Source organism: Bacillus cereus group sp. MYBK79-1 (assembly GCF_051915365.1).
Lineage (GTDB): Bacteria > Bacillota > Bacilli > Bacillales > Bacillaceae_G > Bacillus_A.
This window is the reverse complement of sequence record NZ_JBQAEO010000022.1, coordinates 18,529-44,551: the sequence shown is the minus strand read 5'-3', so window position 1 is coordinate 44,551 and position 26,023 is coordinate 18,529. Positions and strand designations below refer to the sequence as shown.

Genomic DNA, 26,023 nt, shown 5'->3' with positions numbered 1-26,023 from the left:
AGCAGCTAAGTCTTTCTGAGAGCATCTTGCATCGTGACAAATGATTCAAAGCGGTTTTGCCAGGATTATATCTTCAATCGCTGACTCAATCTCTTTGTCAGAAGCGTCAAAACTTCCATTTGACCGTGGTTTGTCGTGATTGGAAGTTTGATTCACTTCTTCTTTAGCATGTCCCTTTTCAGCAAAATTCATGCTAGGCATTTTAAATGCCCCCATATTCATGTATTTTCCGAATTTCCACATTTCAACAACAGGGCAGAAACGAACAATTCCCTCTGCAATTTTCATTGCACCAATCCATAGCAAGACGTTAGACCAAGTGCACCACGGCTTGCGTACAAGTTTAGCGCTACTACAGCCGAAGAGGATAAGTCCGAGTGTAATTCGAATTAGGGCATTTATTGTACCGATGTTTTGCTTCATTAGAAAAACACTCCTTTTTATGAAAGTTGAAATAGATAATACTATTTCTCTTATTAGTATCCCGTGTGATTTTTAGGATATGTAATCCAACATTTGACGTTGAAAAAGATGTTGGAATGTGCGTGTGTGCAAGTAGCTTTTTTTGTTATAATGAAAGAATGCATAAAAGGAAGTTCAAAATTAAATCCTCTCGTTTGAAAAAATGTGTAAGAGGGAATTCCAAACCTAATTCTCCGTTTTAAACAAATATTTAAGGTGAAGTTAAAAAAATCCTAATGAAAATAAAGTGAAACTTTAATCAGTGGGGGTTTTCTTCATCCCACACTGATTATTAGTTGAACCAATCGGACTTCTATGGGCAGTTGATCCCCCACCTAACTTCTTTGCTTTCGCTGAATTTTGAGGTGGGGGTCTTACTGCCCATTAAAGTCGGATAAACTGTTATTTTGAACAGAAATATACATAAATAGAGAAAAGAAAGGGTGTTTTCATGTACGATATTTCCGGGTGGAAACATGTATTTAAGCTTGATCCAAATAAGGAGTTAAGTGATGAACATTTAGAAATGATTTGTGAGTCTGGAACAGATGCTGTTATTGTAGGCGGAAGTGATGGAGTAACAATTGATAATGTACTACACATGCTAGTTAGCATTCGTAGATATGCAGTTCCTTGTGTGTTAGAGGTTTCTGATGTAGAAGCAATTACACCAGGGTTTGATTTTTATTATATCCCAAGCGTTTTAAATAGCCGAAAAGTAGAATGGGTAACAGGCGTTCATCATGAGGCTTTGAAAGAATTTGGGGATATTATGGATTGGGACGAAATTTTCATGGAAGGGTATTGTGTTTTAAATCCTGAAGCGAAAGTAGCACAGCTTACAGATGCGAAATGTGATGTAACAGAAGATGATGTGATTGCATACGCGCGTTTAGCAGACAAGCTATTACGTTTACCGATATTTTACTTAGAATATAGCGGTACGTATGGAGACAGTGAACTTGTTAAAAATGTAAAAGCAGAATTAAAACAAGCGAAGTTATATTATGGCGGCGGTATTTCTAATGCTGAACAAGCGAAGGAAATGGCACAATACGCTGATACAGTAGTTGTTGGAAATATTATTTATGATGACATAAAAGCAGCGTTAAAAACAGTTAAAGCAGTAAAAGGAGAGTAGGTGCAGGCGTATATGAGTAAGACAGATAGGTTATTAAATGGTTTAAATCCGCAGCAACAAAAAGCAGTACAAACAACGAACGGACCACTTCTATTAATGGCAGGTGCAGGTAGTGGTAAAACACGTGTGTTAACACATCGTATTGCGTATTTACTTGGTGAAAAAGGTGTAGCACCATGGAATGTACTAGCTATTACCTTTACAAATAAAGCGGCTCGTGAAATGCGCGAGCGTATTGATACACTTGTCGGACCAGAAGCAGAGGATATTTGGATTTCTACGTTCCACTCTATGTGTGTACGTATTTTACGACGTGATATCGATCGTATTGGTATTAATCGTAACTTTACAATCTTAGATTCAGGCGATCAGTTAACTGTAGTCAAAAAAATTATGAAAGAGCGCAATATTGATCCGAAGAAATTTGAACCGCGCTCTATTTTAGCTGGTATTAGTAATGCGAAAAATGAATTGTTATCTGCAGATAAATATGCGAAAAAAATTACAATCGCTGATCCATATGAAAAATTAACGAGCGATGTATATACAGAATATCAAAAACGTCTTCTGAAAAATAACTCATTAGACTTTGATGATTTAATTATGACAACGATTCAGCTATTTGAACGTGTTCCAGAAGTACTAGAGTTTTATCAGCGTAAGTTCCAATATATTCACGTGGATGAGTATCAAGATACGAACAAAGCGCAGTACCTTCTTGTAAAACATTTAGCAGCACGTTTTAAAAATTTATGTGTTGTAGGTGACTCAGATCAATCTATTTACCGCTGGCGCGGGGCTGACATTTCTAACATTTTGTCATTTGAAAAAGACTATGAGAATGCGCAAGTTATTCTGTTAGAACAAAACTATCGTTCGTCACAAAATATTTTAAATGCAGCGAATGCTGTTATTGAAAAAAATTCAAACCGTAAACCGAAAAAATTATGGACAGACAATCAAGTTGGAAGCAAAATCTCATATTACCGTGCTGCGACGGAAAAAGACGAAGCATATTTTGTTGCGAAAAAAATTCGTGACGATATTCAAATGGGAAAACGAAAATATACTGATTTTGCAGTGTTATATCGTACAAATGCGCAGTCTCGTATGGTCGAGGAGATTTTCCTGAAATCTAATATTCCTTACAAAATTGTCGGCGGTACGAAGTTCTACGATCGTAAAGAGATTAAAGACATTTTGGCGTATTTACGTTTAATTGGGAATCCAGATGATGAGATTAGTTTCGCACGTATTATTAACATGCCAAAGCGCGGAATTGGTGCGACTTCTATCGATAAAATTATTAATTACGGTGTACAAAATGGAATTTCATTAACTGCTGTATTCGATGAGATTGAGCATGTTGGAGTAAGTGCAAAAATTACAAAGGCAGTAAAAGAATTCGCAGGTTTATTACACAACTGGGTAAATATGCAAGAGTATTTATCTGTTACGGAATTGGTAGAAGAAGTTATTGAAAAAACAGGCTATCGCGATATGTTGAAAAACGAGCGTACTTTAGAAGCAGAAGGTCGTTTAGAGAACTTAGATGAGTTTTTATCTGTTACGCAAACATTTGAATCTCAAAGCGAAGATAAGAGCCTTGTTGCATTCTTAACAGACTTAGCGCTTGTTGCTGATATTGATCGTGTCGATGAAGATCCAACTGCAGGTGAGGAAGTTATTTTAATGACGATGCACTCAGCGAAAGGGTTAGAGTTCCCAGTTGTCTTTATTGTTGGATTAGAGGAAGGAATATTCCCGCATACTCGTTCTCTAATGGAAGAAGATGAAATGCAAGAAGAGCGTCGCCTGGCTTATGTAGGTATTACTCGTGCAGAAGAAGAGTTATATTTATCCAATGCACAAATGCGTACTTTATTTGGTAGAACAAGTATGAACGCTGCTTCTCGATTTATTACAGAAATCCCGGCAGAGTTAGTAGAATCGTTAAATGAAACAGCGCCAAAGCGTGAAACTTCGTTTGGTGCAAAAGGCAGAACGACAAGTACAAGTAAAATGACAACTACAACCACAACACGCTCTCGTTCAGCTTTCGCGCGTCCTGCAGCTAAGACAACAGGCGGCGAGCAAATTGGCTGGGCAGTAGGCGATAAAGCTTCCCACCAAAAATGGGGAGTCGGTACAGTTGTCAGTGTAAAAGGTGAAGGTGATGCAAAAGAATTAGATATTGCGTTCCCAAGCCCAATTGGTGTTAAACGTTTGTTAGCAAAATTTGCACCTGTGACGAAACAATAGGAAAGGAATGAGGATATGTCAAAAGAGATAGCAAAACAACGTATAGAAGAACTGCGTGATTTGTTAAATACATTTAACTATCAGTATCACGTATTAGACAATCCTTCTGTTTCTGATGCGGAGTATGACCGTAATATGCAGGAGCTTATAAAATTAGAAGCAGAGAATCCAGAGTTTATGAGTGAAGACTCTCCCTCCATTCGCGTTGGGGGAACTGTTCTTGATATATTTGAAAAAGTAACACATAAGTCACCAATGTTAAGTTTAGGAAATGCGTTTAACGAAGGTGATTTACGTGATTTTGACCGAAGAGTACGTCAAGGAATTGATGATGCGAATGTAAGATATATATGCGAATTAAAAATTGACGGACTTGCCGTTTCACTTCATTATGAAAAAGGACGCTTCATTCAAGGGGCAACACGTGGTGATGGTGTAACAGGTGAAGATATTACCCAAAATTTAAAAACGATTAAAGCGATCCCGCTTCGTTTAAATGAAGAAGTAACGTTAGAAGCTCGAGGCGAAGCTTATATGCCGAAGCGTTCATTCGTTAAGTTAAATGAAGAAAAAGAGCAAAATGGTGAAGATGTATTTGCGAATCCGCGTAATGCGGCAGCAGGTTCAATACGCCAACTTGATCCGAAAATTGCAGCGAAGCGTAACTTATCTATGTTTGTGTACGGTCTTGCGAATGTAGAAGAAAAAACAATTCCATCACATAGTGAATCGCTTGATTTCTTAGGTGAACTTGGGTTCAAAACAAATCCAAATCGTCGTACATGTGAAACAATCGAAGAAGTTATCGCTTATGTAGAAGAATGGCAAGAAAAACGTCCGCATCTTGATTATGAGATTGATGGAATCGTTATAAAAGTAGATGATGTTGCTCTTCAAGAAAGTCTAGGAACTACAGCAAAGAGTCCAAGATGGGCAATTGCTTATAAATTCCCGGCTGAAGAAGTTGTAACAAGATTAACAGGTATTGAATTAAGTGTTGGCCGCACAGGGGTTGTAACACCGACTGCAGAGTTAGAGCCAGTGCGAGTGGCTGGTACTATCGTTCGTCGTGCTTCTTTACATAACGAAGATTTAATTCGTGAAAAAGACATTCGAATTGGTGACTACGTAGTTGTAAAGAAGGCCGGAGATATTATCCCTGAAGTTGTGAACGTTATTTTCGATAAGCGTACTGGTGAGGAAGAAGAATATCATATGCCAACGCATTGCCCAGCCTGTGAGAGTGAACTAGTTCGTTTAGAAGAAGAGGTCGCACTTCGTTGTATAAATCCAACTTGTCCAGCTCAAATCCGAGAAGGGTTAATCCATTTCGTTTCAAGAAATGCAATGAATATTGATGGACTTGGAGAGCGTGTCATTACACAACTCTTTGATGCTGATTATATTCGTACATTTGCTGATTTATATTCGTTGACGAAAGAGCAATTATTGCAGCTAGAACGATTCGGTGAAAAATCAGCAACGAATTTAGTACAAGCAATTGAGAATTCTAAAGACAACTCATTAGAGCGATTATTATTCGGTCTTGGTATTCGCCATGTCGGAGCGAAAGCAGCGCGCACATTTGCAGAGCATTTTGAAACGATGGATGCGCTTGTGAAAGCAACGGAAGAAGAACTAAAAGCAATTAACGAGATTGGGGAAAAAATGGCTCAATCTGTCGTGACGTATTTTGATAATGAGGACGTATTAGAGTTATTACAACAATTTAAAGAGTATGGCGTGAATATGGCATACAAAGGTATAAAAATTGCTGATTTACAAAATGTTGAGTCGTACTTCGCAGGAAAAACTGTCGTTTTAACAGGGAAATTAGAAGTGATGGGACGTAGTGAAGCGAAGAAGAAGATTGAGGCATTAGGTGGAAAAGTAACAGGCAGTGTTAGTAAAAGTACGGATTTAGTTGTTGCAGGTGAAGCGGCAGGTTCGAAATTAGCACAAGCGGAGAAGCATAATGTTGAGGTTTGGAATGAAGAGAGGTTCTTACAAGAGCTAAATAAGTAAGAGGTGCAAACTTACCATGAAAAAAATAGCATTAGCGGTATTAAGCCTTGGCCTACTCGTAAGTGGGTGTAGTGCAGGTGCCGATAAAGATGAAAAAGTGGTTGAGAAATCGGGGAAAGCAAAAGAGCAAGCAATAGTTCCGAAGTATGCTATTTCGGATGAATATTATAAGGCGACTATTCCATTTGAAGCAGGCGCAGCACGCGGTTTAGTTGTACAAGGCGTAAGTAATCGCCTTGATATAGATGAATTTGAAACAGGATTAATGCGTATTGCAAAAGAATCCTTTAGTACGAAAGATCATTTCTTTAAAGGTGGAAGTGCTCTAGATGCTCAAAATTTGCAGATGCTTGTTAAAAGAAAGCGTACAGATGCTGAACAAAAGGAACTAGAGGACAAATTAAAAAAAGATGCCGTTAAATTTCCAAACATTGGGTTAAACCCAGCGTTAGGTGGAGGATCTGAATCATTAGAGGCAAAAAACAAAAAAAATCCAATATATATTTCAAATATTTTAGAGCATGATTATTATGTGAAAAAAGGCGAAACAGATGAACTCCAAGGCATTGTAGTTGGTTTAGCAATGAATTCGGTTCATTATTACGAGCAAGAGAATGGTTATCCGCGTGAGGCTAAAATCGAGCAAGAAAAAATGTTAGCTGAAGGGAAAAAAATGGCGCAAGAAGTCTTGAAATTTATGCATGAAAAAAAACCTGACACAAAAAATGTTCCGATAACATTTGCAATTTATCGTCAGGCTCCAAAGGCTTCACTCGTGCCAGGTAACTTTGTTTCTTATGCGAATGTTGAAAAAGGCAGTGAAACGGTTGAGGATTGGAAACAAATTAATGAGAAATATTATTTGTTCCCATCTGAACAAGCGAAAACAGATAATAAACGTGAAGACCTTGCGAGAGTATCGAACTTTAAAGCAAAACTAAGCGATTATTTCCAAGGCGACTATACAGCTGTTATCGGTACTGGTATGTATAGAGACGATGAATTAAGAGAAGTAAAGCTTGATATTCCTGTCCAGTTTAATGGGAAAGCGGAAATAATTGGTTTTACACAATATGTAGCCGGGCTTGTTATGGAATACTTCCCGAATTATATGAAAGTACAAGTAACGATTAAATCTGTAGAACGTCCAGAAGCGATTATTATACGTGAAGCGAAGCAAGATGAACCGTTTGTGAAAATTTTAGATTAAATAGAAGGGCCGTTCCTTTGTGGAACGGCTTTTTTTCTTGAGGAATTTTGTTATAATTTAAAATGTTATAAATAATGGGGGTAAGGGGTAAAGCGCATGGACGAATTAAGTTTTCAAGTCATTATTTTATTAATTGCATTCGGCTTTTTAGCAGCTTTTATTGATTCAGTTGTTGGCGGTGGAGGATTAATTTCGCTTCCGGCACTTATGTTTGTTGGTTTACCACCAGCTTCGGCAATTGCAACGAATAAATTAGCCGCAACGATGGGGACTTTTACGAGTGCAATTTATTTTATTCGATCAGGAAAGGTCGATTTTAAAATTGTAGGAAAGTTAATCCCGTTAACTGTTATAGGAGCAGTGGCAGGTGCTTTAGTAGTAAAGTTTATTCCGCCGGATATTTTACGTCCGTTAGTACTTGTGATGTTGGTGCTTATTGCCATTTATATTATTGCGAAAAAGGATTGGGGAAGTGTATCTACCTATAAGAAGATGACGAAAAGAAAAACATTAATATTTTTCTTTGTTATTTTAATGATAGGGTTTTACGATGGATTTTTTGGACCAGGGACAGGATCCTTTTTAATTTTTGCATTTTTATTAATTGGTTTGGATTTTATTCAAGCGGCAGCATCTGGAAAACTTTTGAACTTTGTTAGTAATATCGTATCTTTAATTACTTTTTTATTTTTAGACGTAATTCATTTTGAATACGGTATTATTATGGGATTGTCGATGATTTTTGGCGCTTATTTTGGATCGAAGTTTGCAGTTCAAAAAGGCGTTGGATATGTAAGAACTTTATTTTTGTTAGTAACTATTTTATTAATCGGAAAAAACATTTTGGAATATACTCATATTTTGTAGAGTTATACGTATGTATAACTCTATTTTTTTATTATATTTTAAAAATTAATTAATTTTTAAAATATAAGTCTAGGAATATTTGAATAAATCTAAATTATCGTGTAGAATAATGTTGTAAAATGTAAACGTTTTTCTAAGGGGAGGCTAAAAAGATGGTAGTAGCATACAAACATGAGCCATTTACAGATTTTTCAGTGGAGGCTAACAAATTAGCGTTTGAAGAAGGTTTAAAGAAAGTAGAATCTTATCTTGGACAAGACTATCCATTAATTATTGGGGGAGAAAAAATCACTACAGAAGACAAAATTGTTTCTGTAAACCCTGCAAATAAAGAGGAACTTGTTGGTCGCGTTTCAAAAGCAAGCCGTGAGTTAGCTGAAAAAGCAATGCAAGTAGCGGATGAAACATTCCAAACTTGGAGAAAATCAAAGCCAGAAATGCGTGCAGACATTTTATTCCGCGCTGCAGCAATCGTTCGTCGCAGAAAACATGAATTCTCTGCTATTCTTGTAAAAGAAGCAGGTAAACCATGGAATGAGGCAGATGCTGATACAGCAGAAGCAATCGACTTTATGGAATATTATGGTCGTCAAATGTTAAAATTAAAAGACGGAATTCCAGTAGAAAGCCGTCCAATTGAATATAATCGTTTCTCTTACATTCCATTAGGAGTAGGTGTTATCATTTCTCCTTGGAACTTCCCATTCGCAATTATGGCAGGTATGACAACAGCTGCTTTAGTTTCTGGTAACACAGTATTACTAAAACCAGCTAGTACAACTCCTGTAGTAGCAGCGAAATTCATGGAAGTATTAGAAGAAGCTGGCTTACCAGCTGGCGTAGTAAACTTCGTTCCAGGTAATGGTTCTGAAGTTGGTGACTATTTAGTAGATCATCCTCGTACACGTTTCGTGAGCTTCACTGGATCTCGTGATGTAGGTATCCGTATTTATGAGCGTGCAGCCAAAGTAAACCCAGGCCAAATTTGGTTAAAACGCGTTATTGCTGAAATGGGTGGTAAAGATACAATCGTTGTTGATAAAGAAGCAGATCTTGAATTAGCAGCTAAATCTATCGTTGCATCAGCATTCGGATTCTCAGGACAAAAATGTTCTGCATGTTCTCGTGCAGTAATCCATGAAGATGTATACGATCACGTGTTAAATCGTGCTGTTGAATTAACGAAAGAATTAACAGTTGCTAACCCAGCTGTATTAGGTACAAATATGGGTCCTGTTAATGACCAAGCTGCATTCGATAAAGTAATGAGCTATGTTGCAATTGGTAAAGAAGAAGGTAGAATCTTAGCAGGTGGCGAAGGAGACGATTCTAAAGGCTGGTTCATCCAACCAACAATCGTTGCTGACGTTGCAGAAGATGCTCGCTTAATGAAAGAAGAAATCTTCGGACCAGTAGTAGCATTCTGTAAAGCAAAAGACTTTGATCATGCACTTGCAATTGCAAACAATACAGAATACGGTTTAACAGGTGCTGTTGTTACTAACAACCGTGACCATATTGAAAAAGCACGTGAAGAATTCCATGTGGGTAACTTATACTTCAACCGTGGATGTACTGGTGCAATCGTAGGTTACCAACCATTCGGTGGCTTTAACATGTCTGGTACAGACTCTAAAGCTGGTGGCCCTGACTACTTAGCGCTTCACATGCAAGCAAAAACTACTTCTGAAACTTTATAAGAAATAGTAGAAGAGATCTTCGCAGTCTGCGAAGATCTCTTTTTTTTGAAAAACTTTCTATATGTGGATTAAGATAGATATACGTAGAAAAACTAATAAGGTTTACTTCAGTAAATAAGGTATATTATATTTGTTGAATAGATTCTCTTTAAAGACAAGAAAAGTAGGTGAACAAAGTGGGAAAATATCAATTGGATTACAAAAGTCAGGTAGCTGTGGCAAAGTTTCATGAAAAACAGACGCCTGTCAAATTTGATAAAAAGCAGCAAATTGAAAATTTGCGTGCGGAGTATTTGAAAAAGAAGCAAAAACAAACAGATAAATAATATGTTACGTTTTTGATAGGAGAAACTAGTTCTAATTACCATATATTACTATTTGGTAATTAGAACTAGCTAAACCCTATTAAAATCGGGATAAACATGTAAATAGAAACAAAGCAACGAGAAAAGTTGACTTATTAGTCACATTTTTTAGTATTCATTTTAAGGATTTCCTGTATAATACAATTTGAAAGAAAATCTATGGTTTGACAAGAAACACTCCTTTCGGTTTTGCTCACTGAAGGGAGTGTTTTTTTGTAGCTACAAACTCCGCTGTACTCATTACATTTGCATATACGCCATTTAAACTAGCCAAAATTGTGTTATGAATATAAACGGCTGGTATAGTAGCATTCTTAAAAGAAAGATCTTTTGTAGCACAAGCATCATGTATAACAGTACATTGAAAGCCGAAATCGAAAGCAGCCCTTACGGTAGCATCGATACACATATGAGTCATCATCCCGCATATGACGACGTGCTCAATAGCTAAACGTTGTAATTGTTCTAGAAGGTCAGTTTCCCGAAAACTATTTGGATAATGTTTGAGTATAACGGTTTCTTCTCTAAGTGGACGTACGCTTTCATGAATATGTACACCTTCAGTATTGGGTAGGAAAAAAGTAGCGTCATCTTTTATTGCTACATGTTGGATATGAAAAATAGGTTCGTTTTTCGTTCTAAAGAGTTGTAGTAGCTGGCTAGCATAGTCACTTGCCTCTACCGGATTACGCAATTCCATCTTTCCATGCGGAAAATAATCATTTTGAATATCAACGAGTAAAAGAGCTGTTTTCATATATTTATCTTCCTCCGATTTCATATTCAAATAATGGTATTCAATTTATCCGACATTAACGGGCAGTAAAACTCCCACCTCAAAATTCGGCTGGAGCAAAGAAGTTAGGTGGGAGATCAACTGTCCGTAAATGTCCGATTGGTGAAGGCTAATAATCAGTGGGGGATGAACAAAACCCCCACTGATTATAGTTTCACTTTATAGAGAGGATTCTCCTTTTAAAAAATATGAAGGAGGAGAATTTAACATAACTTTAAAAATTATTATTGTATGTGATTTTTTATTTGAAAATTTTAATAGAAAAATAATTAATATTTTTCTAAAAAATGTATTGACTCCTATTATTCTGAGTTCTATAATGAGAATTAATTAAACGACAATTAAATCGATACATTCTTATCCAGAGAGGTGGAGGGACTGGCCCTACGATACCTCAGCAACGGGTTTTTTAATACCGTGCTAACTCCAGCAAGCCTATAAAGGCTTGGAAGATGAGAAGATGTGAACGAGTACATATAAGTGCTCTCCTTCTTATCTTTATGGTTGATAAGAAGGAGAGCACTTTTTATTTTACCTCGAAAGCTCTACTTCAAGTTTTTACAGCATATAGGAGGGAAGAAAATGATTTCTTTTAACAACGTAAGTAAAGTATATGAATCAGGTGGGCAATCTGTTCATGCGGTGGAAGATGTAACATTATCCGTTGAGAAGGGCGAAATTTTTGGCATTATCGGTTTTAGTGGTGCTGGAAAGAGTACATTGTTACGCCTAGTAAATATGTTAGAGAGACCGACGGCGGGAACGATTTCAATAGATGATAAAGATATTACATTACTATCGACGAAAGAATTACGGAAGCTAAGACAAAGAATCGGAATGATTTTTCAAAGTTTTAATTTATTTAATTCAAGAACAGTGTTTGGGAATATTGCTTATCCATTAAAGTTAGCGAAAGTACCAAAGAATGAGATAAAAGAAAGAGTAAATGAACTGCTGAAGTTTGTAGGGTTAGAAGATAAAGCAAACTATTATCCAGAGCAGCTATCAGGCGGACAAAAGCAGCGTGTTGGTATTGCAAGAGCACTTGCAACATCGCCAGATATTCTTATATGTGATGAGGCAACATCAGCTTTAGATCCAGAAACAACGACAGAGATATTAAACTTATTAAAGAAAGTAAATCGAGAATACAATGTAACAATTCTTCTTATTACACATGAAATGCATGTTGTGAAAGAAATTTGTCACCGTGTAGCTGTAATGGAGAAAGGAAAGGTTATTGAAGAAGGAAAACTGTTTGACGTTTTCACACAACCAAAAACAAAGACAACTCAAAACTTTGTACGTTCTATTATTAATGATCATTTACCAGAAAGTGTTCTAGGGAAAATTCAAAATGGTGGACAGATTTATCGCTTAACATTTACTGGTGAAGAGACAGGACAGCCAGTGCTATCATATATCGCGAAAAACTATAACGTCGATGTAAACGTACTGTATGGAAATATTATTGAACTTCAAAATGTGCTATTTGGAAATCTACTTGTAGAACTGCAAGGTGAGCAGAAAGAAATTCAAAAAGCATTACAACACCTACGACTACAAGTGCAGCTGAAGGAGGTAGAAGCTCATGCGAGTTGATTGGAGTATATTTTGGCCCCGCATAGTAGATGCGACGGGGGATACCCTCTTAATGGTAATTGTAACCCTTATATTTGCTACAATTCTTGGTATACCTCTAGGTTTACTATTGTATGTAACGAGGAAAGGGAACTTTTTAGAAAATAAATGGGTATTTTCTATTCTTAATATCATTATTAATACAATTCGTCCGATTCCATTCATCATCTTCTTAGTAGCGTTAAGCCCACTAACAAGAAGCGTTATTGGAACGACGATTGGAACAGCAGCAGCAATTTTCCCAATGACGTTAGTTGCCTCAATCGGTATTGCTAGAATGGTTGAAACAAATCTTGTTTCAGTTCCAAAGGGAGTCATTGAAGCAGCTCAAGCGATGGGTGCTTCACCATTTAGAATTGTTTTTGAAATCCTTGTGCCAGAAGCGTTAGCGCCATTGATTTTAGGAGTTACATTTATGACAGTTGGTCTAATTGAATTTTCTGCAGTTGCTGGGCTTGTCGGTGGTGGCGGTCTTGGTGACTTAGCGATGACATATGGTTATCAACGTTTTGATACATCAGTTATGTTCGTAACGGTCGTTTTACTTATTATTCTCGTACAGGTAGCTCAAAATTTAGGAAACTACTTTGCGAAAGTCTTTTTACGCAGATCATAAAAAGGAAGAGGGGAAAAGAAAATGAAGAAAATTTTAGCATTTGCATTATCAGCGATTGTAGGAGTTTCAGCGTTAAGCGGCTGCTCAGATGCAGGGGCAAAAGAGAAAACAGTTCGTATTGGTGTAACTGGAACGGATGGAAACGCTTGGGAAATTGTAAAGGGAAAAGCTGAAAAAGAAGGGATTAAAGTTAAATTGATTGAGTTCTCTGATTACACGACGCCAAATAAAGCGTTAGCTGATGGGGATATTGAATTAAACTCATTCCAGCACATTGCATTCTTAGAGCAATTTAAAAAAGAGCATAAGTTAGATATTACAGCTGTTGGTACAACGCAAATTGCACCAATGGGCTTATACTCTGAAAAACATAAGAAAGCAAGTGAAATCCCAGATGGTTCAGAAATTGCAATTCCAAATGATCCAACGAACCAAGCGCGTGCATTAAAACTTCTTGATGCAGCTGGATTAGTAAAGCTTAAGAAAGACTTTGGCTTATTCGGAGATCCAAGCGGTATTGCTGAAAATCCGAAGAAGTTAAAAATTACACCGGTTATCGCACAGCAAACACCTCGTGTATTAAAAGATGTTGCAGCCTCAGTTATTAATAACGGTGTTGCTGGTCAAGCTGGATTAGACCCAGCGAAGGATCCAATTTTCTTAGAAGATCCAAAGAATGAAAATGCGAAGCCATATATTAATATTTTCGCAGCTCGTACGAAAGATAAAGATGATCCAACACTGAAAAAAGTAATTGAACTATATCATTCAAAAGAAGTAACAGATGCAATTAAGAAAGAAACAAATGATGGTTCCATTTCAGTAGATCTTTCACTGGAGGAGCTTGAAAAAATCGTAAAATAATGATTGAGTTTAACGAGCTAGCAGAAGGAACCCCTCCGCTGTTAGTTCGTTCAACATATAATCTACTTAACAAACAAAACCCTAATTCTGTACCTTCCAATTCTGTATAACGTAGAATCCAATGTTTGTTAAGTAGAGTGATGGACCAGGAGTTTTCCTGGTCTTTTTTTATGAATGAAAGTAGTTAGCGAATAGTAAGGTAATCCAAATTATAATAGGATAAGAAAATAAGCTGAAAATGAGTGTAATTACGAATTTCTTTTGATAAATTAAGTGTTTTTGGGATGAAAAAAAGAAAATCGAAAAGATGAAAATGAAAGCTGCCGATATTACGCCAGGGTTATAGGAACGGTAAATGAAAAACAAAATAATATGTTGAACAGAGTTGAAGAATATAGCCCCTTGTATAAAAATAACCCAGTATATAGAAGACAAGAAGTTTAGTTGATATAGAAAGACGATAAGTAAGACAAAGATTGTTAATGCGGAAATGGCAATGAAAAATTGTTGGCTTGTTATAAAATGAATTGAAAATTGATTAGCGAGATATTGTGGCATTTGGAAAGATTCTTCTAGGTTATGAATGAAAAATAACAAGGGAATAACCCAAAGCATAATAGTGGAATGTTTTTTCAACAACTTAGATCACTCCAATATGGAGATAGAAAGCCTACAAAGGCCCTCTATACAGAGATAGTTATTCAATTATGATATTTTTTAAAGTATCCTCGTGATGCCCTTGTTCTTTTGGATAAGTAGCTAGCTCCTCTTGTAAAATATTTAGTATTTGCTTAGCTGATTGCTGGATGGGTGCAGGTAACTCTTCTAATATATTCATGCCGACTTTTATTTTTGTACGAATTACCTTCCTTATTAATTCCTCATGCATGCACGACACCTCCAAAACGAATGTTTAGTACATCATCTTCAAATTTTGCTCCTTGAATAGAAAGGTGTGTTAACGTTTTTGGTAATGTGATGTTCCGCTTAACAGACCCAGCTCGAATAATAAGTTCATCACCTTTTTGATTTAATGAAAGTTCGCTTTTGCTTGAGAAGGGAATGGACAGAACGAAAATATACTCATCGCCATCTTTTTTTACATATTGAGTACGGCCGTTAAATTTCACTTCTGTAGGAGCAGAGTCAGATTTAAATAAAGCGTCTCCTACACGTTCTAACATAGATAAACCGACAACCTCTTGTTCAAACATTGGAGCTTCATAAATAGGAAGGGGCTGAAAACTATCTTGAATTAATGTTTTATATTTCTTTTGCGTATCTTTCCATGCTTGAAAATAAGGATCGGTGACAGTGTTAGGGATGACGCGGTTAATCATAATGGCATCTACGTTATAATCGTATAAGTTTAAATAAGTAAAGCTACGCTGAGCCTCTTTAATGACCATTTTTTCGGGATTTACAACGATGCGGATACTTGTTACGTCTCGGTTTGATAAAATATCTCTCATTTCTCCGAGCTGTTCAAGTGTACTTGTTAATTCGTCCATAATATCATCGGTTGGAAGGGGGACACCAAGAAGTGGTTGAGCTACAGGGCGAACAACTTTTAAAACTTTTCTTTTAAGTGGAATTGAAATAAATGTCAATTATTTTAATTGTTTTTTCAGACTAGACAGAAAACAAACTTTAAAATACTATTCTTTTGTGATAGATTTATAAATATAAAACTAGAATTTACATAAAAATCCATCATGGTAAATATACTTATCTATAATGGATGTACAGCTAATGAGGGGGAGAACGATGAGAAGACGTAATACGCAAGCGTTCACGTTTTTAGCATGGACTTCATTTGTTTGCGCACTTTCAGGTATGCTAATTGGAATTTATACGTTAGATGCAACGCTTAGTGTAAAAGGATACTATTTATTAGGAACATTATTTTTAACGATGTCTTGTTTTGTATTACAAAAAACAATTCGTGATAATGAAGAGGATAACGAGAGATTTCCAAAAAATGAACCACTAGATAAAGATTAAATTGTAAAGAAAGGCATTTGCCTTTCTTTTTTTATGTAAAAATGCCGTAAGTGCCGTGTGTTGACTTGCTTGAAGTACTGAAAATTTGGTATCATCAATAGTATTGTAGATTGAACGATATATTATGGAGGTGGCCTAGCCGTGTCAAGAATTTCCGTTGAGAATGTAAAGCACGTAGCACATTTAGCACGTCTTGCAATTACTGATCAAGAAGCAGAAAAATTTCAAAAACAACTAGATGCAATTGTTACATTTGCAGAACAGTTAAATGAATTAGATACAACTGATGTAAAACCAACAACTCATGTATTAACTATGAAAAATGTTATGCGTGAAGATGTACCAGAAAAAGGTTTACCAGTTGAAGAAGTATTAAAAAATGCACCGGATCACAAAGATAATCAAATCCGTGTTCCAGCAGTATTAGAATAGAGGAGGGGAATTTCGATGTCATTATTTGATCATTCAGTATCAGAGTTACATAAGAAATTAAACAACAAAGAAATTTCCGTTACGGATTTAGTAGAAGAATCTTACAAACGTATTGCGGATGTTGAAGATAACGTAAAAGCTTTTCTTACATTAGATGAAGAAAACGCACGCGCGAAAGCGAAAGAATTAGACGCAAAAATTGGTGCTGAAGATAATGGTTTATTATTCGGTATGCCAATTGGTGTAAAAGATAACATTGTAACTAATGGTCTTCGTACAACTTGTGCGAGCAAAATGTTAGCAAACTTTGATCCAATTTATGATGCAACAGTTGTGCAAAAGCTAAAAGCTGCTGACACAGTTACAATCGGTAAGTTAAATATGGACGAGTTCGCAATGGGTTCTTCAAATGAAAACTCAGGTTTCTACGCTACGAAAAATCCATGGAACTTAGATTACGTTCCAGGCGGATCTAGTGGTGGTTCTGCAGCAGCTGTAGCAGCAGGAGAAGTATTATTCTCTCTAGGTTCTGATACGGGTGGTTCTATCCGTCAGCCAGCTGCATATTGCGGTGTTGTAGGTTTAAAACCAACATACGGACGTGTATCTCGTTACGGATTAGTTGCATTCGCATCTTCACTTGACCAAATCGGACCGATTACACGTACAGTAGAAGATAATGCATACTTATTACAAGCTATTTCAGGTATTGACCGTATGGATGCAACTTCTGCAAACGTTGAAGTAGGAAACTACTTAGCTGGTTTAACAGGCGACGTTAAAGGTTTACGTATTGCTGTACCGAAAGAATACTTAGGAGAAGGTGTTGGCGAAGAAGCTCGTGAGTCAGTACTAGCTGCTTTAAAAGTATTAGAAGGTATGGGCGCAACTTGGGAGGAAGTATCTCTTCCACACTCTAAATACGCTCTAGCAACGTATTACTTATTATCTTCTTCTGAAGCATCTGCTAACCTGTCACGCTTTGATGGCGTACGTTACGGTGTTCGTTCTGATAATGTAAATAATTTATTAGACCTTTACAAAAACACACGTAGCGAAGGTTTCGGTGATGAAGTAAAACGCCGTATTATGCTTGGTACATTTGCACTTAGCTCTGGTTACTATGATGCATACTACAAGAAAGCACAACAAGTACGTACATTAATTAAAAACGACTTTGAAAATGTATTTGCTAACTACGATGTTATTATTGGACCAACAACGCCAACTCCGGCATTTAAAGTGGGCGAAAAAGTTGATGATCCAATGACAATGTATGCAAACGACATTTTAACAATCCCAGTAAACTTAGCGGGTGTTCCAGCGATTTCTGTTCCATGTGGATTCGGTGCTAACAACATGCCACTTGGTTTACAAATCATTGGTAAACACTTCGATGAAGCGACAATTTACCGCGTTGCACATGCGTTTGAGCAAGCAACAGACTATCATACAAAAAAAGCAAGTCTGTAAGGAGGCGAGCATAGATGAATTTAGAAACAATTATTGGTTTAGAGGTTCACGTTGAGTTAAAAACAAATTCGAAAATTTTCTCTGCGAGTCCAACAGAATTCGGAGCGGAGCCAAATACACAAACAAGTGTAATTGACCTAGGATACCCAGGGGTACTTCCTACTTTAAATAAAGAAGCAGTTAACTTTGCAATGAAAGCTGCAATGGCATTAAACTGTGAAATCGCAACGGAAACGAAGTTCGACCGTAAAAACTATTTCTACCCAGATAATCCGAAAGCTTACCAAATTTCTCAATTCGATAAGCCAATTGGTGAAAATGGTTGGATTGAAATTGAAGTAGACGGTAAAAAGAAACGTATCGGTATTACACGTCTTCATTTAGAAGAAGATGCTGGTAAATCAACGCATACAGCTGATGGTTCATTAGTAGACTACAACCGTCAAGGTATGCCTTTAATCGAGATCGTATCTGAGCCAGATATGCGTACGCCAGAAGAAGCATATGCATACTTAGAGAAGTTAAAATCAATCATTCAATACACTGGCGTATCTGATTGTAAGATGGAAGAAGGTTCCTTGCGTTGTGATGCGAACATTTCCCTGCGTCCTGTTGGACAAGAGAAGTTCGGTACAAAAGCGGAGCTGAAAAATTTAAACTCATTCACTTACGTACAAAAAGGTCTTGAGCACGAGCAAGTGCGCCAAGAGAAAGAATTGTTATCTGGTGGTATCATCCAACAAGAAACACGTCGTTATGATGAAGCAACGAAGAAAACAATCTTAATGCGTGTGAAAGAGGGATCTGACGATTACCGTTACTTCCCAGAGCCAGACTTAGTTGAACTTTACATCGATGATGAGTGGAAAGAAGAAATTCGTGCTTCGATTCCCGAACTTCCAGATGCACGTAAAGCTCGCTACGTTGCAGAAATCGGCTTACCAGCTTATGATGCACACGTATTAACATTAACGAAAGAAATGTCTGATTTCTTTGAAGCAACTGTTGCAGACGGTGCTGATGCGAAATTAACATCAAACTGGTTAATGGGTGAAGTGCTTGCATACTTAAACAAACAACAAAAAGAATTAAAAGACGTTGCATTAACGCCTGCTGGTTTATCTAAAATGGTTCAATTAATTGAAAAAGGTACAATTTCTTCTAAAATTGCGAAGAAAGTATTTAACGAATTAATTGAAAAAGGTGGAGACCCAGAGGAAATCGTTAAAGCAAAAGGTCTTGTTCAAATTTCTGACGAAGGTACACTTCGTAAGGTTGTAACAGAAATTCTTGATAATAATGAGCAATCTATCGAAGACTTTAAAAACGGTAAAGACCGTGCAATTGGCTTCTTAGTTGGTCAAATTATGAAAGCTACAAAAGGACAAGCAAATCCGCCGCTTGTTAACAAAATCTTACTTGAAGAGATTAATAAGCGATAAAATAGTAGTAACTTTTAAAGATTAAGCAGAAAAACACCCGTACATGGGTGTTTTTCTAGGTTAATCAAACGTTTGTTTAAATGAGACAAAATCGTTTAAACAAACGTTTGATTAACTGTCAAAAGTGGAAAAATGTTTGTATAGCAACTATGGTATGATAGTTGCAAAAAGGTGGGAATAATGATAAATCTAGACATAGAGGTTTTTTTCATCTCATGAAATAATAGATAATTATTATTCGTTATATGTAAATTGTTGTGAGGAAATAGATAGACATAAATTTTTTGTCAAATAAAACAAAACCATTGAAATGAATATTTACTTTTGATGGACTACACGAATCGGGTTCTTACTGCCTGTTTGAGCGGGATAAAAGAAGGATAGGAAGATGAGAGGAGGTAGGCATAGGAATACTGAATAGAAGTTCGGTATGTTCTTTTTGATATATAAAGAAATTTCCTGTGCTAATAAATGATGAAACGAGCAAGAATTATTTATAATCCTACTTCTGGGCGCGAGCTATTTAAGAAGAGCTTACCGGAAGTATTACAAAAATTAGAACAAGCTGGATATGAAGCGTCTTGTCATGCGACAACTGGTCCTGGGGATGCGACTGTGGCAGCTAGGCAAGCTGCGGATCGTAAGTTTGATGTTGTTATCGCAGCTGGTGGTGATGGTACATTAAATGAAGTGGTGAACGGTTTAGTAGGACATGAACATCGTCCAAAGTTTGGAATTATTCCAGTTGGAACGACAAATGATTTTGCGCGTGCGATCGGTGTACCTCGTGCTATTGAAGAGGCTGCGGATATTATTTGTGAAGGGAAAACAGTTCCGTTAGATCTTGGTAGAGCGAATGATACATATTTCATTAATATCGCTGGTGGCGGCCGTATTACAGAATTAACATATGAAGTGCCAAGCAAGTTAAAAACGGTATTAGGCCAACTTGCTTACTATTTAAAAGGAATCGAAATGTTACCATCATTACATCCAACATATGTTGAAATCGAGTATGATGGAAAGTTACTACAAGAAGAAATTACGATGTTTTTAATTACGAATACTCGTTCAGTAGGCGGCTTTGAAAAGGTAGCACCATATGCATCAATTAACGATGGCTTATTTGATTTATTAGTGCTGAAAAAAGGTTCTATCGCTGACTTAATTAAAGCAGCAACACAAGCGCAGCGTGGTGAACATATTAACAATCCAAAAGTGCTATACACACAAGCAAATCGAATTAAAGTACATTCACCAGATAAACTAATGATTAATTTAGATGGTGAATACGGTGGAGATGCACCGATGGAATTCGAAAATATATATCATTGTCTTGAACTATTTGTTCCTGAACATCAAGAGGATGCCCTGTAAAGGCATCCTTTTTTATTATATAGAGGAATTGTAAATTGGAAGTTAGTTTGATTTTTATGGTATTTTTACAATTCGTTTATTTTATATCCATACTTTATTGATACACTGGAGGAGATAAGAAACGAGAGGTAGTGTGCTATGGAGAAGGTAAAAGCAATATTATTTGATAAAGATGGGACATTAATGGATTTTCATTCAATTTGGATAAAAGTAGCTGAAGAATTTGTCGCTGAATGTATAAAACTATATCAACTCCCACAGTCAATGCAGCAGGCTTTATTAAAAGAAATCGGTGTGGATGGGGCGTTTGTTCACCCTCGTAGTGCAATAGCTGCTGGAACAAGCCTCGATGTTGCAAAAGGGCTTTGTAAGTATATTACATCATCTAAGGAAGAGGAGATGCATGAGTGGGTAAGTGAAAAGTTATTTTCTCTTATGTATGAGCATCGTTCCTATATGAAAATGACGGCGGATTTACCGAGAATTTTACAAGGTTTAAAGGATAGAGGGTTTATTTTAGGTGTTGTTACAGCTGATGATTTTGCACCGACAGAATTGTTTTTGAAACAATATCAATTAGAGTCCTTTTTTGATTATGTTGTAGCTTCAGATACGTTTCCGGCACAAAAACCAGATAGAAGAATTGTAGAATCTTTTTGTGAGAGATTTCATTTAGAAACATGTGAAGTAGCGGTCGTTGGAGATACACCAACTGATTTATATTTAGCGAGAAATGGCGGCGATTGCTATGCAATTGGAGTACTATCTGGTACGGGAGATCGTCAAACATTAGAACCACTTGCTGATTTAGTAGTACAATCTGTTGGGGAGTTTATTTCTCATTCGGGTGAGTTAATTTGGGAACAAGGAAAGTCTAATGTGTAAGAAAAATAAGTCTATAAGGACTCTCGATGAGTCTTTATAGACTTATTTTTTATGTCGACATAGAAGGTATGTAGGATGAATGCTGGAAAAGAATGTTGGCATACATTTTGCAATGAAAAGAGAAAACAATGTAAAGAAAAGGATGGGGTACGTAATGAACACAAAAAAATTTGCTAAAGTAAATGAACAAATTCCTGGACCGAAAGCAGCGTCTTTATTAGAACGTCGCCAAAATATAGTACCAAAAGGAGTAAGTAACGGCATCCCAACGTTTGTACAATCTGCAAATGGTGCTCTTGTAACAGATGTTGATGGTAATCAGTACATTGATTTCGCGGGAGCAATTGGAACAATTAACGTAGGACATTGTCATCCAGCTGTTAAAGAAGCGCTTCATAAACAAGTAGATCAATACATTCATACTGGATTTAATGTCATGATGTATGAGCCATATGTTGAATTGGCGGAAAAACTTGCGGCATTAGCGCCAGGAAGTTTTGATAAGCAAGTACTATTTTTAAATAGTGGTGCAGAAGCAGTTGAGAACGCGGTGAAAATCGCTCGTAAATATACAAAAAGACCTGGTATTATCGCATTTTCTAAAGGTTTCCACGGGCGTACGTTAATGACAATGACGATGACAAGTAAAGTAAAACCATATAAATTTGGATTTGGTCCATTTGCTCCAGAGGTATATAAAGCGCCATTCCCGTATGAATACCGTCGCCCAGAAGGATTAACTGAAGAGCAGTATGATGACTTTATGATTGAAGAGTTTAAGAATTTCTTCATATCAGAAGTAGCGCCAGAAACAATTGCAGCCGTTGTAATGGAACCTGTTCAAGGGGAAGGCGGATTTATCGTTCCAAGTAAGAAGTTTGTGCAAGCAGTACGCAATATTTGTTCAGAACACGGCATCTTATTTGTAGCGGATGAAATTCAAACAGGATTTAGCCGTACAGGAAAGTATTTTGCCATTGATCATTATGATGTCGTTCCAGATTTAATTACAGTATCTAAATCATTAGGCGCTGGTGTACCGATTAGTGGTGTTATTGGGCGTAAGGAAATTATGAATGAGTCTGCACCAGGAGAGCTTGGGGGAACGTATGCAGGAAGCCCACTAGGATGTGCGGCAGCATTAGCGGTACTTGATGTAATAGAAAAAGAGAATTTAAATGATAGAGCGATAGAATTAGGAAAAGTCGTAATGAACCGATTTGAAGAGATGAAAAATAAATATAATTGCATCGGTGATGTGCGCGGTTTAGGGGCAATGTGTGCATTCGAGCTCGTTCAAGACCGTAAGACGAAAGCGCCAGATAAAACATTAGCGTCTAATTTATGTGCAGAAGCAAATAAACGCGGATTACTTCTACTATCAGCAGGAACATATGGAAATGTTATTCGTGTGTTAATGCCATTGGTGATTACAGATGAGCAACTTGAAGAAGGATTAACAATCATTGAAGAATCATTGCAAGTCTGTTATGAGAAAGCAAATACTGCTCGTGTTTAAAAGCTAAATAATAAATCGCAAACATTCTAGCTGACTCTATATAAAATACAGAAAATTCACTTTATAATAAAGGTAGTGAAGTGAATCGATGGATTGGAAGTTAGGGGTGGTTAGGATGGTTGCAGAAAAGGAACGAGTGTTAATGGATTTACAAGATGTATTTGAATATGCGTTTGACGAAATTTTTGTGACTGATGAAAAGGGAATCGTTGTGCGTGTAAATAGTACATGTGAAAGGCACTATCAATTAGCTGCTAAAGAGTTAGTAGGTAAGCATGTAAAAGAGTTGCAGAAGGAGGGTATCTTTTATCCATCGGCAACGTTAGAAGTAATTGAAAAAAAGAGACCAATTGAACTCGTCCAAACGACAAAATCAGGAGAGTATTTACACGTTCGTACAAGGCCTGTTTTTGATAATGAGGGAAATTTAAGAAGAGTAATTAGTTATTCTCGTGATCTTACAGAACTCTACCAATTACGTCAAAAGGTAGAGGAAATGGATAATCAGTTAAAAACATATAAAAAAGAATTAAGAGAAACATATGAACATGAAGGACTTATTTTTAAAAGTATCGCTATGCAAAAAATAGTCGAAACAATCAAGAAAGTGTCCGTGGTAGATAGTACAGTTCTCGTATTAGGTGAGACAGGAGTAGGGAAGAGTCGATTAGTACGCCATTTACATGAAGTGAGTAACCGGAAAAACGAAAGTTTCTATGAAATTAACTGTGCGGCATTGCCAACGAATTTAATTGAATCAGAGCTTTTTGGATACTCAGGTGGGTCTTTTACAGGTGCGAATCGTGAAGGGAAAAAGGGACTATTAGAATCAGCGCATAAAGGAACTCTTTTCTTAGATGAAATTGGCGAAATGCCGCTTGAAATCCAAGCGAAGCTTTTGCAAGTGTTGCAGGAAAAAACGTTTCGACCTATAGGCGGAAGAGAATTAAAAAAGGTGGACGTTAGAATTGTAGCGGCAACAAATCGAGATTTAAGTATGATGGTGAAAAAAGGGACATTCAGGAAAGATTTATATTATCGTCTGAATGTCATTCCAATTGTAATTCCACCACTCAGGGAAAGAACTGAAGACATTTTACCGCTCATTTATCATTATTTACAGCACTTTAACGAGAAATATGGCCGGAATGTAAAATTAGCGCCTAGCACATTACAAATGTTTGTTAGTTACCCTTGGGAAGGAAATAATAGAGAAATTGAAAATGTGATTGAGCGAATTGTTATAACTGCTGACGATATCGTTACGATAGAAGATTTGCCGATAGCGATGCAAGAATCAACGGTTGAACAGTCCGGCCAAAGTCTTTATAAAATGTTAGAAGAAGTAGAACGGAATATTATTTTGAAAGCATATAAAACATATGGGTCGAGCTATAAAGTAGCGGAGTTTTTAAAAATAAGTCAATCTGCTGCCACGAGGAAAATAAAGAAACTTATAGAGGAGGAAGAAAACATTGGATAAGAAAGCGACGTTTGTAAATGTAGAGAAAAAGGCGATGTATATAAATGGTGAGTGGATTACATTGCAAGAACAAATCGAAGTAAATAATCCAGCAACGAAGGAAATATTTGCGACGGTACCTAAAGGCGGGATAACAGAGGCAAAGCAAGCTGTTGATGCTGCCCATGAAGCTTTTAAATCATGGTCTAAGTTAACAGCAGCAGACCGTGCAGTGAAGTTAAAGAAATGGTTCACGCTTATTGATGAAAATAAAGAAGAGATTGCAGCGATTATGACGAGAGAACAAGGAAAGCCATTTGCAGAAGCACTTGGTGAAGTGAATTATGCAAATAGCTTTGTTGAATGGTATGCAGAAGAAGGAAAACGCGTATATGGTGAAATGATTCCTGCTTCTCATCCGAATAAACGTATTTTAGTTATGAAGCAACCAGTTGGAGTTATGGCAGCTATTACACCTTGGAACTTCCCGGCTGCTATGATTACGAGAAAGGTAGCACCGGCGCTTGCAGCAGGATGTACGGCAGTTGTAAAACCTGCAAGTCAAACGCCGTTAACTGCGCTAAAATTAGCTGAATTAGCTCATGAAGCGGACATTCCAAAAGGTGTAATAAATATTGTAACAGGTAGTGCAAAAGCGATTGCTGATACGTGGATGGAAGATGGACGTGTTCGAAAGGTTTCCTTCACAGGATCAACGGAAATTGGTAAGGAATTAATGGCCAGTGCTGCACAAACGATGAAAAAGGTTTCACTTGAGTTAGGTGGTCACGCGCCGTTTATTGTTATGAATGATGCGGACTTAGATAAAGCGGTAGAGGCGGTAATCGGTTCGAAATTCCGTAACGCAGGACAAACGTGTATATGTACAAACCGAGTATTTGTTCAGGAAGAAGTGTATGAAGCGTTTGTAGAGAAGTTCCAAAAGGCAGTAGGGCAGTTGAAAGTAGGAGACGGTTTCGGTGACGGAACGACTGTAGGACCACTTATTGACGAGAATGCAGTTTCGAAAGTACAGGAACATATCGAAGATGCTATTAAACAAGGTGGAACAGTTTTATATGGTGGCCAAAAGGTTGCAGAGCTAGATGGACACTTTATGCAACCAACTGTAATTGGATTGGCGAACGATACGATGCTTTGTATGAATGAAGAAACATTCGGACCAGTTGCGCCAGTTGCGAAATTCACAACAGTTGAAGAAGTAATCGAACGTGCAAATCATACACCATATGGATTGGCTGCTTATATCTTCACAAAAGATATTAGTCAAGCATTCCAAATTAGCGAAGCGTTAGAGTACGGAATTATCGGTTTAAATGATGGGCTTCCATCGGTTGCACAAGCACCGTTCGGTGGCTTTAAAGAGAGTGGTATCGGCCGTGAAGGAGGCCATTTCGGTATCGAGGAATATTTAGAAATTAAATATATTTCATTAGGACTATAAGTAGTATACTAGAAT

23 protein-coding genes, 1 pseudogene and 1 riboswitch are annotated in these 26,023 nt (G+C 37.0%); of the genes and pseudogenes, 19 read left to right on the top strand and 5 right to left on the bottom strand.

All coding sequences use genetic code 11. The features are described 5' to 3' along the window. Window positions 1-45: 45 nt before the first annotated feature. Window positions 46-423 (bottom strand): YgaP family membrane protein, encoded by a 378-nt coding sequence (locus tag ACTFOB_RS23840; protein WP_151633908.1) that lies wholly within the window; start codon window positions 421-423, stop codon window positions 46-48. Window positions 424-913: 490 nt separating this feature from the next. On the opposite strand from ACTFOB_RS23840, the gene ACTFOB_RS23835 reads away from it, so the two are divergent. The 7 genes from ACTFOB_RS23835 (at window position 914) to ACTFOB_RS23805 (ending at window position 9,993) form a co-directional block, all read left to right on the top strand. Continuing rightward, a complete protein-coding gene (locus ACTFOB_RS23835; protein WP_000272087.1) occupies window positions 914-1,603 on the top strand; it encodes a heptaprenylglyceryl phosphate synthase in 690 nt (229 codons plus the stop codon). A gap of 12 nt (window positions 1,604-1,615) precedes the next feature. Next, window positions 1,616-3,865: a DNA helicase PcrA gene (gene pcrA, locus ACTFOB_RS23830; protein WP_151633910.1), complete on the top strand. Its 2,250-nt coding sequence runs from the start codon at window positions 1,616-1,618 to the stop codon at window positions 3,863-3,865. Between the two features lie 15 nt (window positions 3,866-3,880). Then, the gene (gene ligA, locus ACTFOB_RS23825) at window positions 3,881-5,890 is read left to right on the top strand and encodes an NAD-dependent DNA ligase LigA (RefSeq protein ID WP_098538355.1); all 2,010 of its coding nucleotides are present in this window, start codon (window positions 3,881-3,883) and stop codon (window positions 5,888-5,890) included. A gap of 16 nt (window positions 5,891-5,906) precedes the next feature. Beyond that, window positions 5,907-7,100: a CamS family sex pheromone protein gene (locus ACTFOB_RS23820; protein WP_440029718.1), complete on the top strand. Its 1,194-nt coding sequence runs from the start codon at window positions 5,907-5,909 to the stop codon at window positions 7,098-7,100. A 96-nt stretch (window positions 7,101-7,196) separates the two neighbouring features. Further along, the gene (locus tag ACTFOB_RS23815; protein WP_440029716.1) at window positions 7,197-7,967 is read left to right on the top strand and encodes a TSUP family transporter; all 771 of its coding nucleotides are present in this window, start codon (window positions 7,197-7,199) and stop codon (window positions 7,965-7,967) included. 152 nt (window positions 7,968-8,119) lie between these two features. After that, the gene (gene pruA / locus ACTFOB_RS23810) at window positions 8,120-9,667 is read left to right on the top strand and encodes an L-glutamate gamma-semialdehyde dehydrogenase (RefSeq protein ID WP_000259556.1); all 1,548 of its coding nucleotides are present in this window, start codon (window positions 8,120-8,122) and stop codon (window positions 9,665-9,667) included. 176 nt (window positions 9,668-9,843) lie between these two features. Further along, window positions 9,844-9,993: a hypothetical protein gene (locus ACTFOB_RS23805; protein ID WP_192797626.1), complete on the top strand. Its 150-nt coding sequence runs from the start codon at window positions 9,844-9,846 to the stop codon at window positions 9,991-9,993. Between the two features lie 232 nt (window positions 9,994-10,225). Here the strand turns inward: ACTFOB_RS23805 and ACTFOB_RS23800 are convergent, their stop codons facing one another. Beyond that, window positions 10,226-10,789 (bottom strand): cysteine hydrolase family protein, encoded by a 564-nt coding sequence (locus tag ACTFOB_RS23800; RefSeq protein ID WP_429606192.1) that lies wholly within the window; start codon window positions 10,787-10,789, stop codon window positions 10,226-10,228. A 393-nt stretch (window positions 10,790-11,182) separates the two neighbouring features. Next, window positions 11,183-11,287: riboswitch (SAM riboswitch) on the top strand. A gap of 123 nt (window positions 11,288-11,410) precedes the next feature. Between ACTFOB_RS23800 and ACTFOB_RS23795 the strand changes: the two genes are divergently transcribed. Genes ACTFOB_RS23795 through ACTFOB_RS23785 form a run of 3 tightly spaced genes read left to right on the top strand, consistent with a single transcriptional unit; the run spans window position 11,411 to window position 13,949 of the window. After that, on the top strand, window positions 11,411-12,430 hold the full coding sequence (locus ACTFOB_RS23795) for a methionine ABC transporter ATP-binding protein (protein WP_048542050.1): 1,020 nt from the start codon (window positions 11,411-11,413) through the stop codon (window positions 12,428-12,430). Then, the gene (locus tag ACTFOB_RS23790; protein WP_440029712.1) at window positions 12,420-13,085 is read left to right on the top strand and encodes a methionine ABC transporter permease; all 666 of its coding nucleotides are present in this window, start codon (window positions 12,420-12,422) and stop codon (window positions 13,083-13,085) included. Before ACTFOB_RS23795 ends, ACTFOB_RS23790 begins: the two co-directional genes overlap by 11 nt. A gap of 21 nt (window positions 13,086-13,106) precedes the next feature. Next, complete coding sequence (locus tag ACTFOB_RS23785; protein ID WP_440029710.1) at window positions 13,107-13,949, top strand: MetQ/NlpA family ABC transporter substrate-binding protein; 843 nt, start codon at window positions 13,107-13,109, stop codon at window positions 13,947-13,949. A 168-nt stretch (window positions 13,950-14,117) separates the two neighbouring features. Here ACTFOB_RS23785 and ACTFOB_RS23780 read toward each other — a convergent pair whose 3' ends face one another. The 3 genes and pseudogenes from ACTFOB_RS23780 to ACTFOB_RS23770 form a co-directional block, all read right to left on the bottom strand. After that, window positions 14,118-14,588, bottom strand: a complete 471-nt coding sequence (locus tag ACTFOB_RS23780) for an HXXEE domain-containing protein (RefSeq protein WP_192797627.1) — start codon at window positions 14,586-14,588, stop codon at window positions 14,118-14,120. 58 nt (window positions 14,589-14,646) lie between these two features. Then, complete coding sequence (locus ACTFOB_RS23775) at window positions 14,647-14,838, bottom strand: DUF3926 domain-containing protein (protein WP_440029708.1); 192 nt, start codon at window positions 14,836-14,838, stop codon at window positions 14,647-14,649. Next, a pseudogene (locus ACTFOB_RS23770) lies at window positions 14,831-15,541 on the bottom strand (ArsA family ATPase); the annotation flags it as partial. The pseudogene ACTFOB_RS23770 and the gene ACTFOB_RS23775, both read right to left, overlap by 8 nt. Before the next feature lie 175 nt (window positions 15,542-15,716). Here ACTFOB_RS23770 and ACTFOB_RS23765 point away from each other — a divergent pair. The 9 genes from ACTFOB_RS23765 to gabD all read left to right on the top strand — a co-directional run bounded on the left by ACTFOB_RS23765 (window position 15,717) and on the right by gabD (window position 26,008). Beyond that, a complete protein-coding gene (locus ACTFOB_RS23765; RefSeq protein WP_076541991.1) occupies window positions 15,717-15,953 on the top strand; it encodes a YiaA/YiaB family inner membrane protein in 237 nt (78 codons plus the stop codon). 141 nt (window positions 15,954-16,094) lie between these two features. Next, window positions 16,095-16,385, top strand: a complete 291-nt coding sequence (gene gatC, locus ACTFOB_RS23760) for an Asp-tRNA(Asn)/Glu-tRNA(Gln) amidotransferase subunit GatC (RefSeq protein ID WP_000086999.1) — start codon at window positions 16,095-16,097, stop codon at window positions 16,383-16,385. 15 nt (window positions 16,386-16,400) lie between these two features. Further along, on the top strand, window positions 16,401-17,858 hold the full coding sequence (gene gatA / locus ACTFOB_RS23755) for an Asp-tRNA(Asn)/Glu-tRNA(Gln) amidotransferase subunit GatA (protein WP_000051449.1): 1,458 nt from the start codon (window positions 16,401-16,403) through the stop codon (window positions 17,856-17,858). A 14-nt stretch (window positions 17,859-17,872) separates the two neighbouring features. Then, window positions 17,873-19,300, top strand: coding sequence for an Asp-tRNA(Asn)/Glu-tRNA(Gln) amidotransferase subunit GatB (gene gatB / locus ACTFOB_RS23750; protein ID WP_046958896.1), 1,428 nt, complete (start codon window positions 17,873-17,875; stop codon window positions 19,298-19,300). A gap of 471 nt (window positions 19,301-19,771) precedes the next feature. After that, a complete protein-coding gene (locus ACTFOB_RS23745) occupies window positions 19,772-20,677 on the top strand; it encodes a diacylglycerol kinase (protein WP_000977668.1) in 906 nt (301 codons plus the stop codon). A 138-nt stretch (window positions 20,678-20,815) separates the two neighbouring features. Next, window positions 20,816-21,562, top strand: a complete 747-nt coding sequence (locus ACTFOB_RS23740; protein WP_440029704.1) for an HAD family hydrolase — start codon at window positions 20,816-20,818, stop codon at window positions 21,560-21,562. 154 nt (window positions 21,563-21,716) lie between these two features. Continuing rightward, window positions 21,717-23,081, top strand: a complete 1,365-nt coding sequence (gabT, locus tag ACTFOB_RS23735) for a 4-aminobutyrate--2-oxoglutarate transaminase (RefSeq protein WP_440029702.1) — start codon at window positions 21,717-21,719, stop codon at window positions 23,079-23,081. Window positions 23,082-23,196: 115 nt separating this feature from the next. Further along, entirely contained in the window at window positions 23,197-24,564 is a 1,368-nt protein-coding gene (locus tag ACTFOB_RS23730; protein WP_440029700.1) for a sigma-54 interaction domain-containing protein, read from the top strand. Beyond that, the gene (gene gabD / locus ACTFOB_RS23725) at window positions 24,557-26,008 is read left to right on the top strand and encodes an NADP-dependent succinate-semialdehyde dehydrogenase (protein WP_440029698.1); all 1,452 of its coding nucleotides are present in this window, start codon (window positions 24,557-24,559) and stop codon (window positions 26,006-26,008) included. The genes ACTFOB_RS23730 and gabD overlap by 8 nt, the downstream gene beginning before the upstream one ends. Window positions 26,009-26,023: the final 15 nt, after the last annotated feature.

What these genes read in the sequence shown, in the direction of transcription:
- ACTFOB_RS23840 (WP_151633908.1), bottom strand. Translation starts at nt 423, where the DNA reads ATGAAGCAAAACATCGGTACAATAAATGCCCTAATTCGAATTACACTC.
- ACTFOB_RS23835 (WP_000272087.1), top strand. Translation starts at nt 914, where the DNA reads ATGTACGATATTTCCGGGTGGAAACATGTATTTAAGCTTGATCCAAAT.
- pcrA (WP_151633910.1), top strand. Translation starts at nt 1,616, where the DNA reads ATGAGTAAGACAGATAGGTTATTAAATGGTTTAAATCCGCAGCAACAA.
- ligA (WP_098538355.1), top strand. Translation starts at nt 3,881, where the DNA reads ATGTCAAAAGAGATAGCAAAACAACGTATAGAAGAACTGCGTGATTTG.
- ACTFOB_RS23820 (WP_440029718.1), top strand. Translation starts at nt 5,907, where the DNA reads ATGAAAAAAATAGCATTAGCGGTATTAAGCCTTGGCCTACTCGTAAGT.
- ACTFOB_RS23815 (WP_440029716.1), top strand. Translation starts at nt 7,197, where the DNA reads ATGGACGAATTAAGTTTTCAAGTCATTATTTTATTAATTGCATTCGGC.
- pruA (WP_000259556.1), top strand. Translation starts at nt 8,120, where the DNA reads ATGGTAGTAGCATACAAACATGAGCCATTTACAGATTTTTCAGTGGAG.
- ACTFOB_RS23800 (WP_429606192.1), bottom strand. Translation starts at nt 10,789, where the DNA reads ATGAAAACAGCTCTTTTACTCGTTGATATTCAAAATGATTATTTTCCG.
- ACTFOB_RS23795 (WP_048542050.1), top strand. Translation starts at nt 11,411, where the DNA reads ATGATTTCTTTTAACAACGTAAGTAAAGTATATGAATCAGGTGGGCAA.
- ACTFOB_RS23790 (WP_440029712.1), top strand. Translation starts at nt 12,420, where the DNA reads ATGCGAGTTGATTGGAGTATATTTTGGCCCCGCATAGTAGATGCGACG.
- ACTFOB_RS23785 (WP_440029710.1), top strand. Translation starts at nt 13,107, where the DNA reads ATGAAGAAAATTTTAGCATTTGCATTATCAGCGATTGTAGGAGTTTCA.
- ACTFOB_RS23775 (WP_440029708.1), bottom strand. Translation starts at nt 14,838, where the DNA reads ATGCATGAGGAATTAATAAGGAAGGTAATTCGTACAAAAATAAAAGTC.
- ACTFOB_RS23765 (WP_076541991.1), top strand. Translation starts at nt 15,717, where the DNA reads ATGAGAAGACGTAATACGCAAGCGTTCACGTTTTTAGCATGGACTTCA.
- gatA (WP_000051449.1), top strand. Translation starts at nt 16,401, where the DNA reads ATGTCATTATTTGATCATTCAGTATCAGAGTTACATAAGAAATTAAAC.
- gatB (WP_046958896.1), top strand. Translation starts at nt 17,873, where the DNA reads ATGAATTTAGAAACAATTATTGGTTTAGAGGTTCACGTTGAGTTAAAA.
- ACTFOB_RS23745 (WP_000977668.1), top strand. Translation starts at nt 19,772, where the DNA reads ATGATGAAACGAGCAAGAATTATTTATAATCCTACTTCTGGGCGCGAG.
- ACTFOB_RS23740 (WP_440029704.1), top strand. Translation starts at nt 20,816, where the DNA reads ATGGAGAAGGTAAAAGCAATATTATTTGATAAAGATGGGACATTAATG.
- gabT (WP_440029702.1), top strand. Translation starts at nt 21,717, where the DNA reads ATGAACACAAAAAAATTTGCTAAAGTAAATGAACAAATTCCTGGACCG.
- ACTFOB_RS23730 (WP_440029700.1), top strand. Translation starts at nt 23,197, where the DNA reads ATGGTTGCAGAAAAGGAACGAGTGTTAATGGATTTACAAGATGTATTT.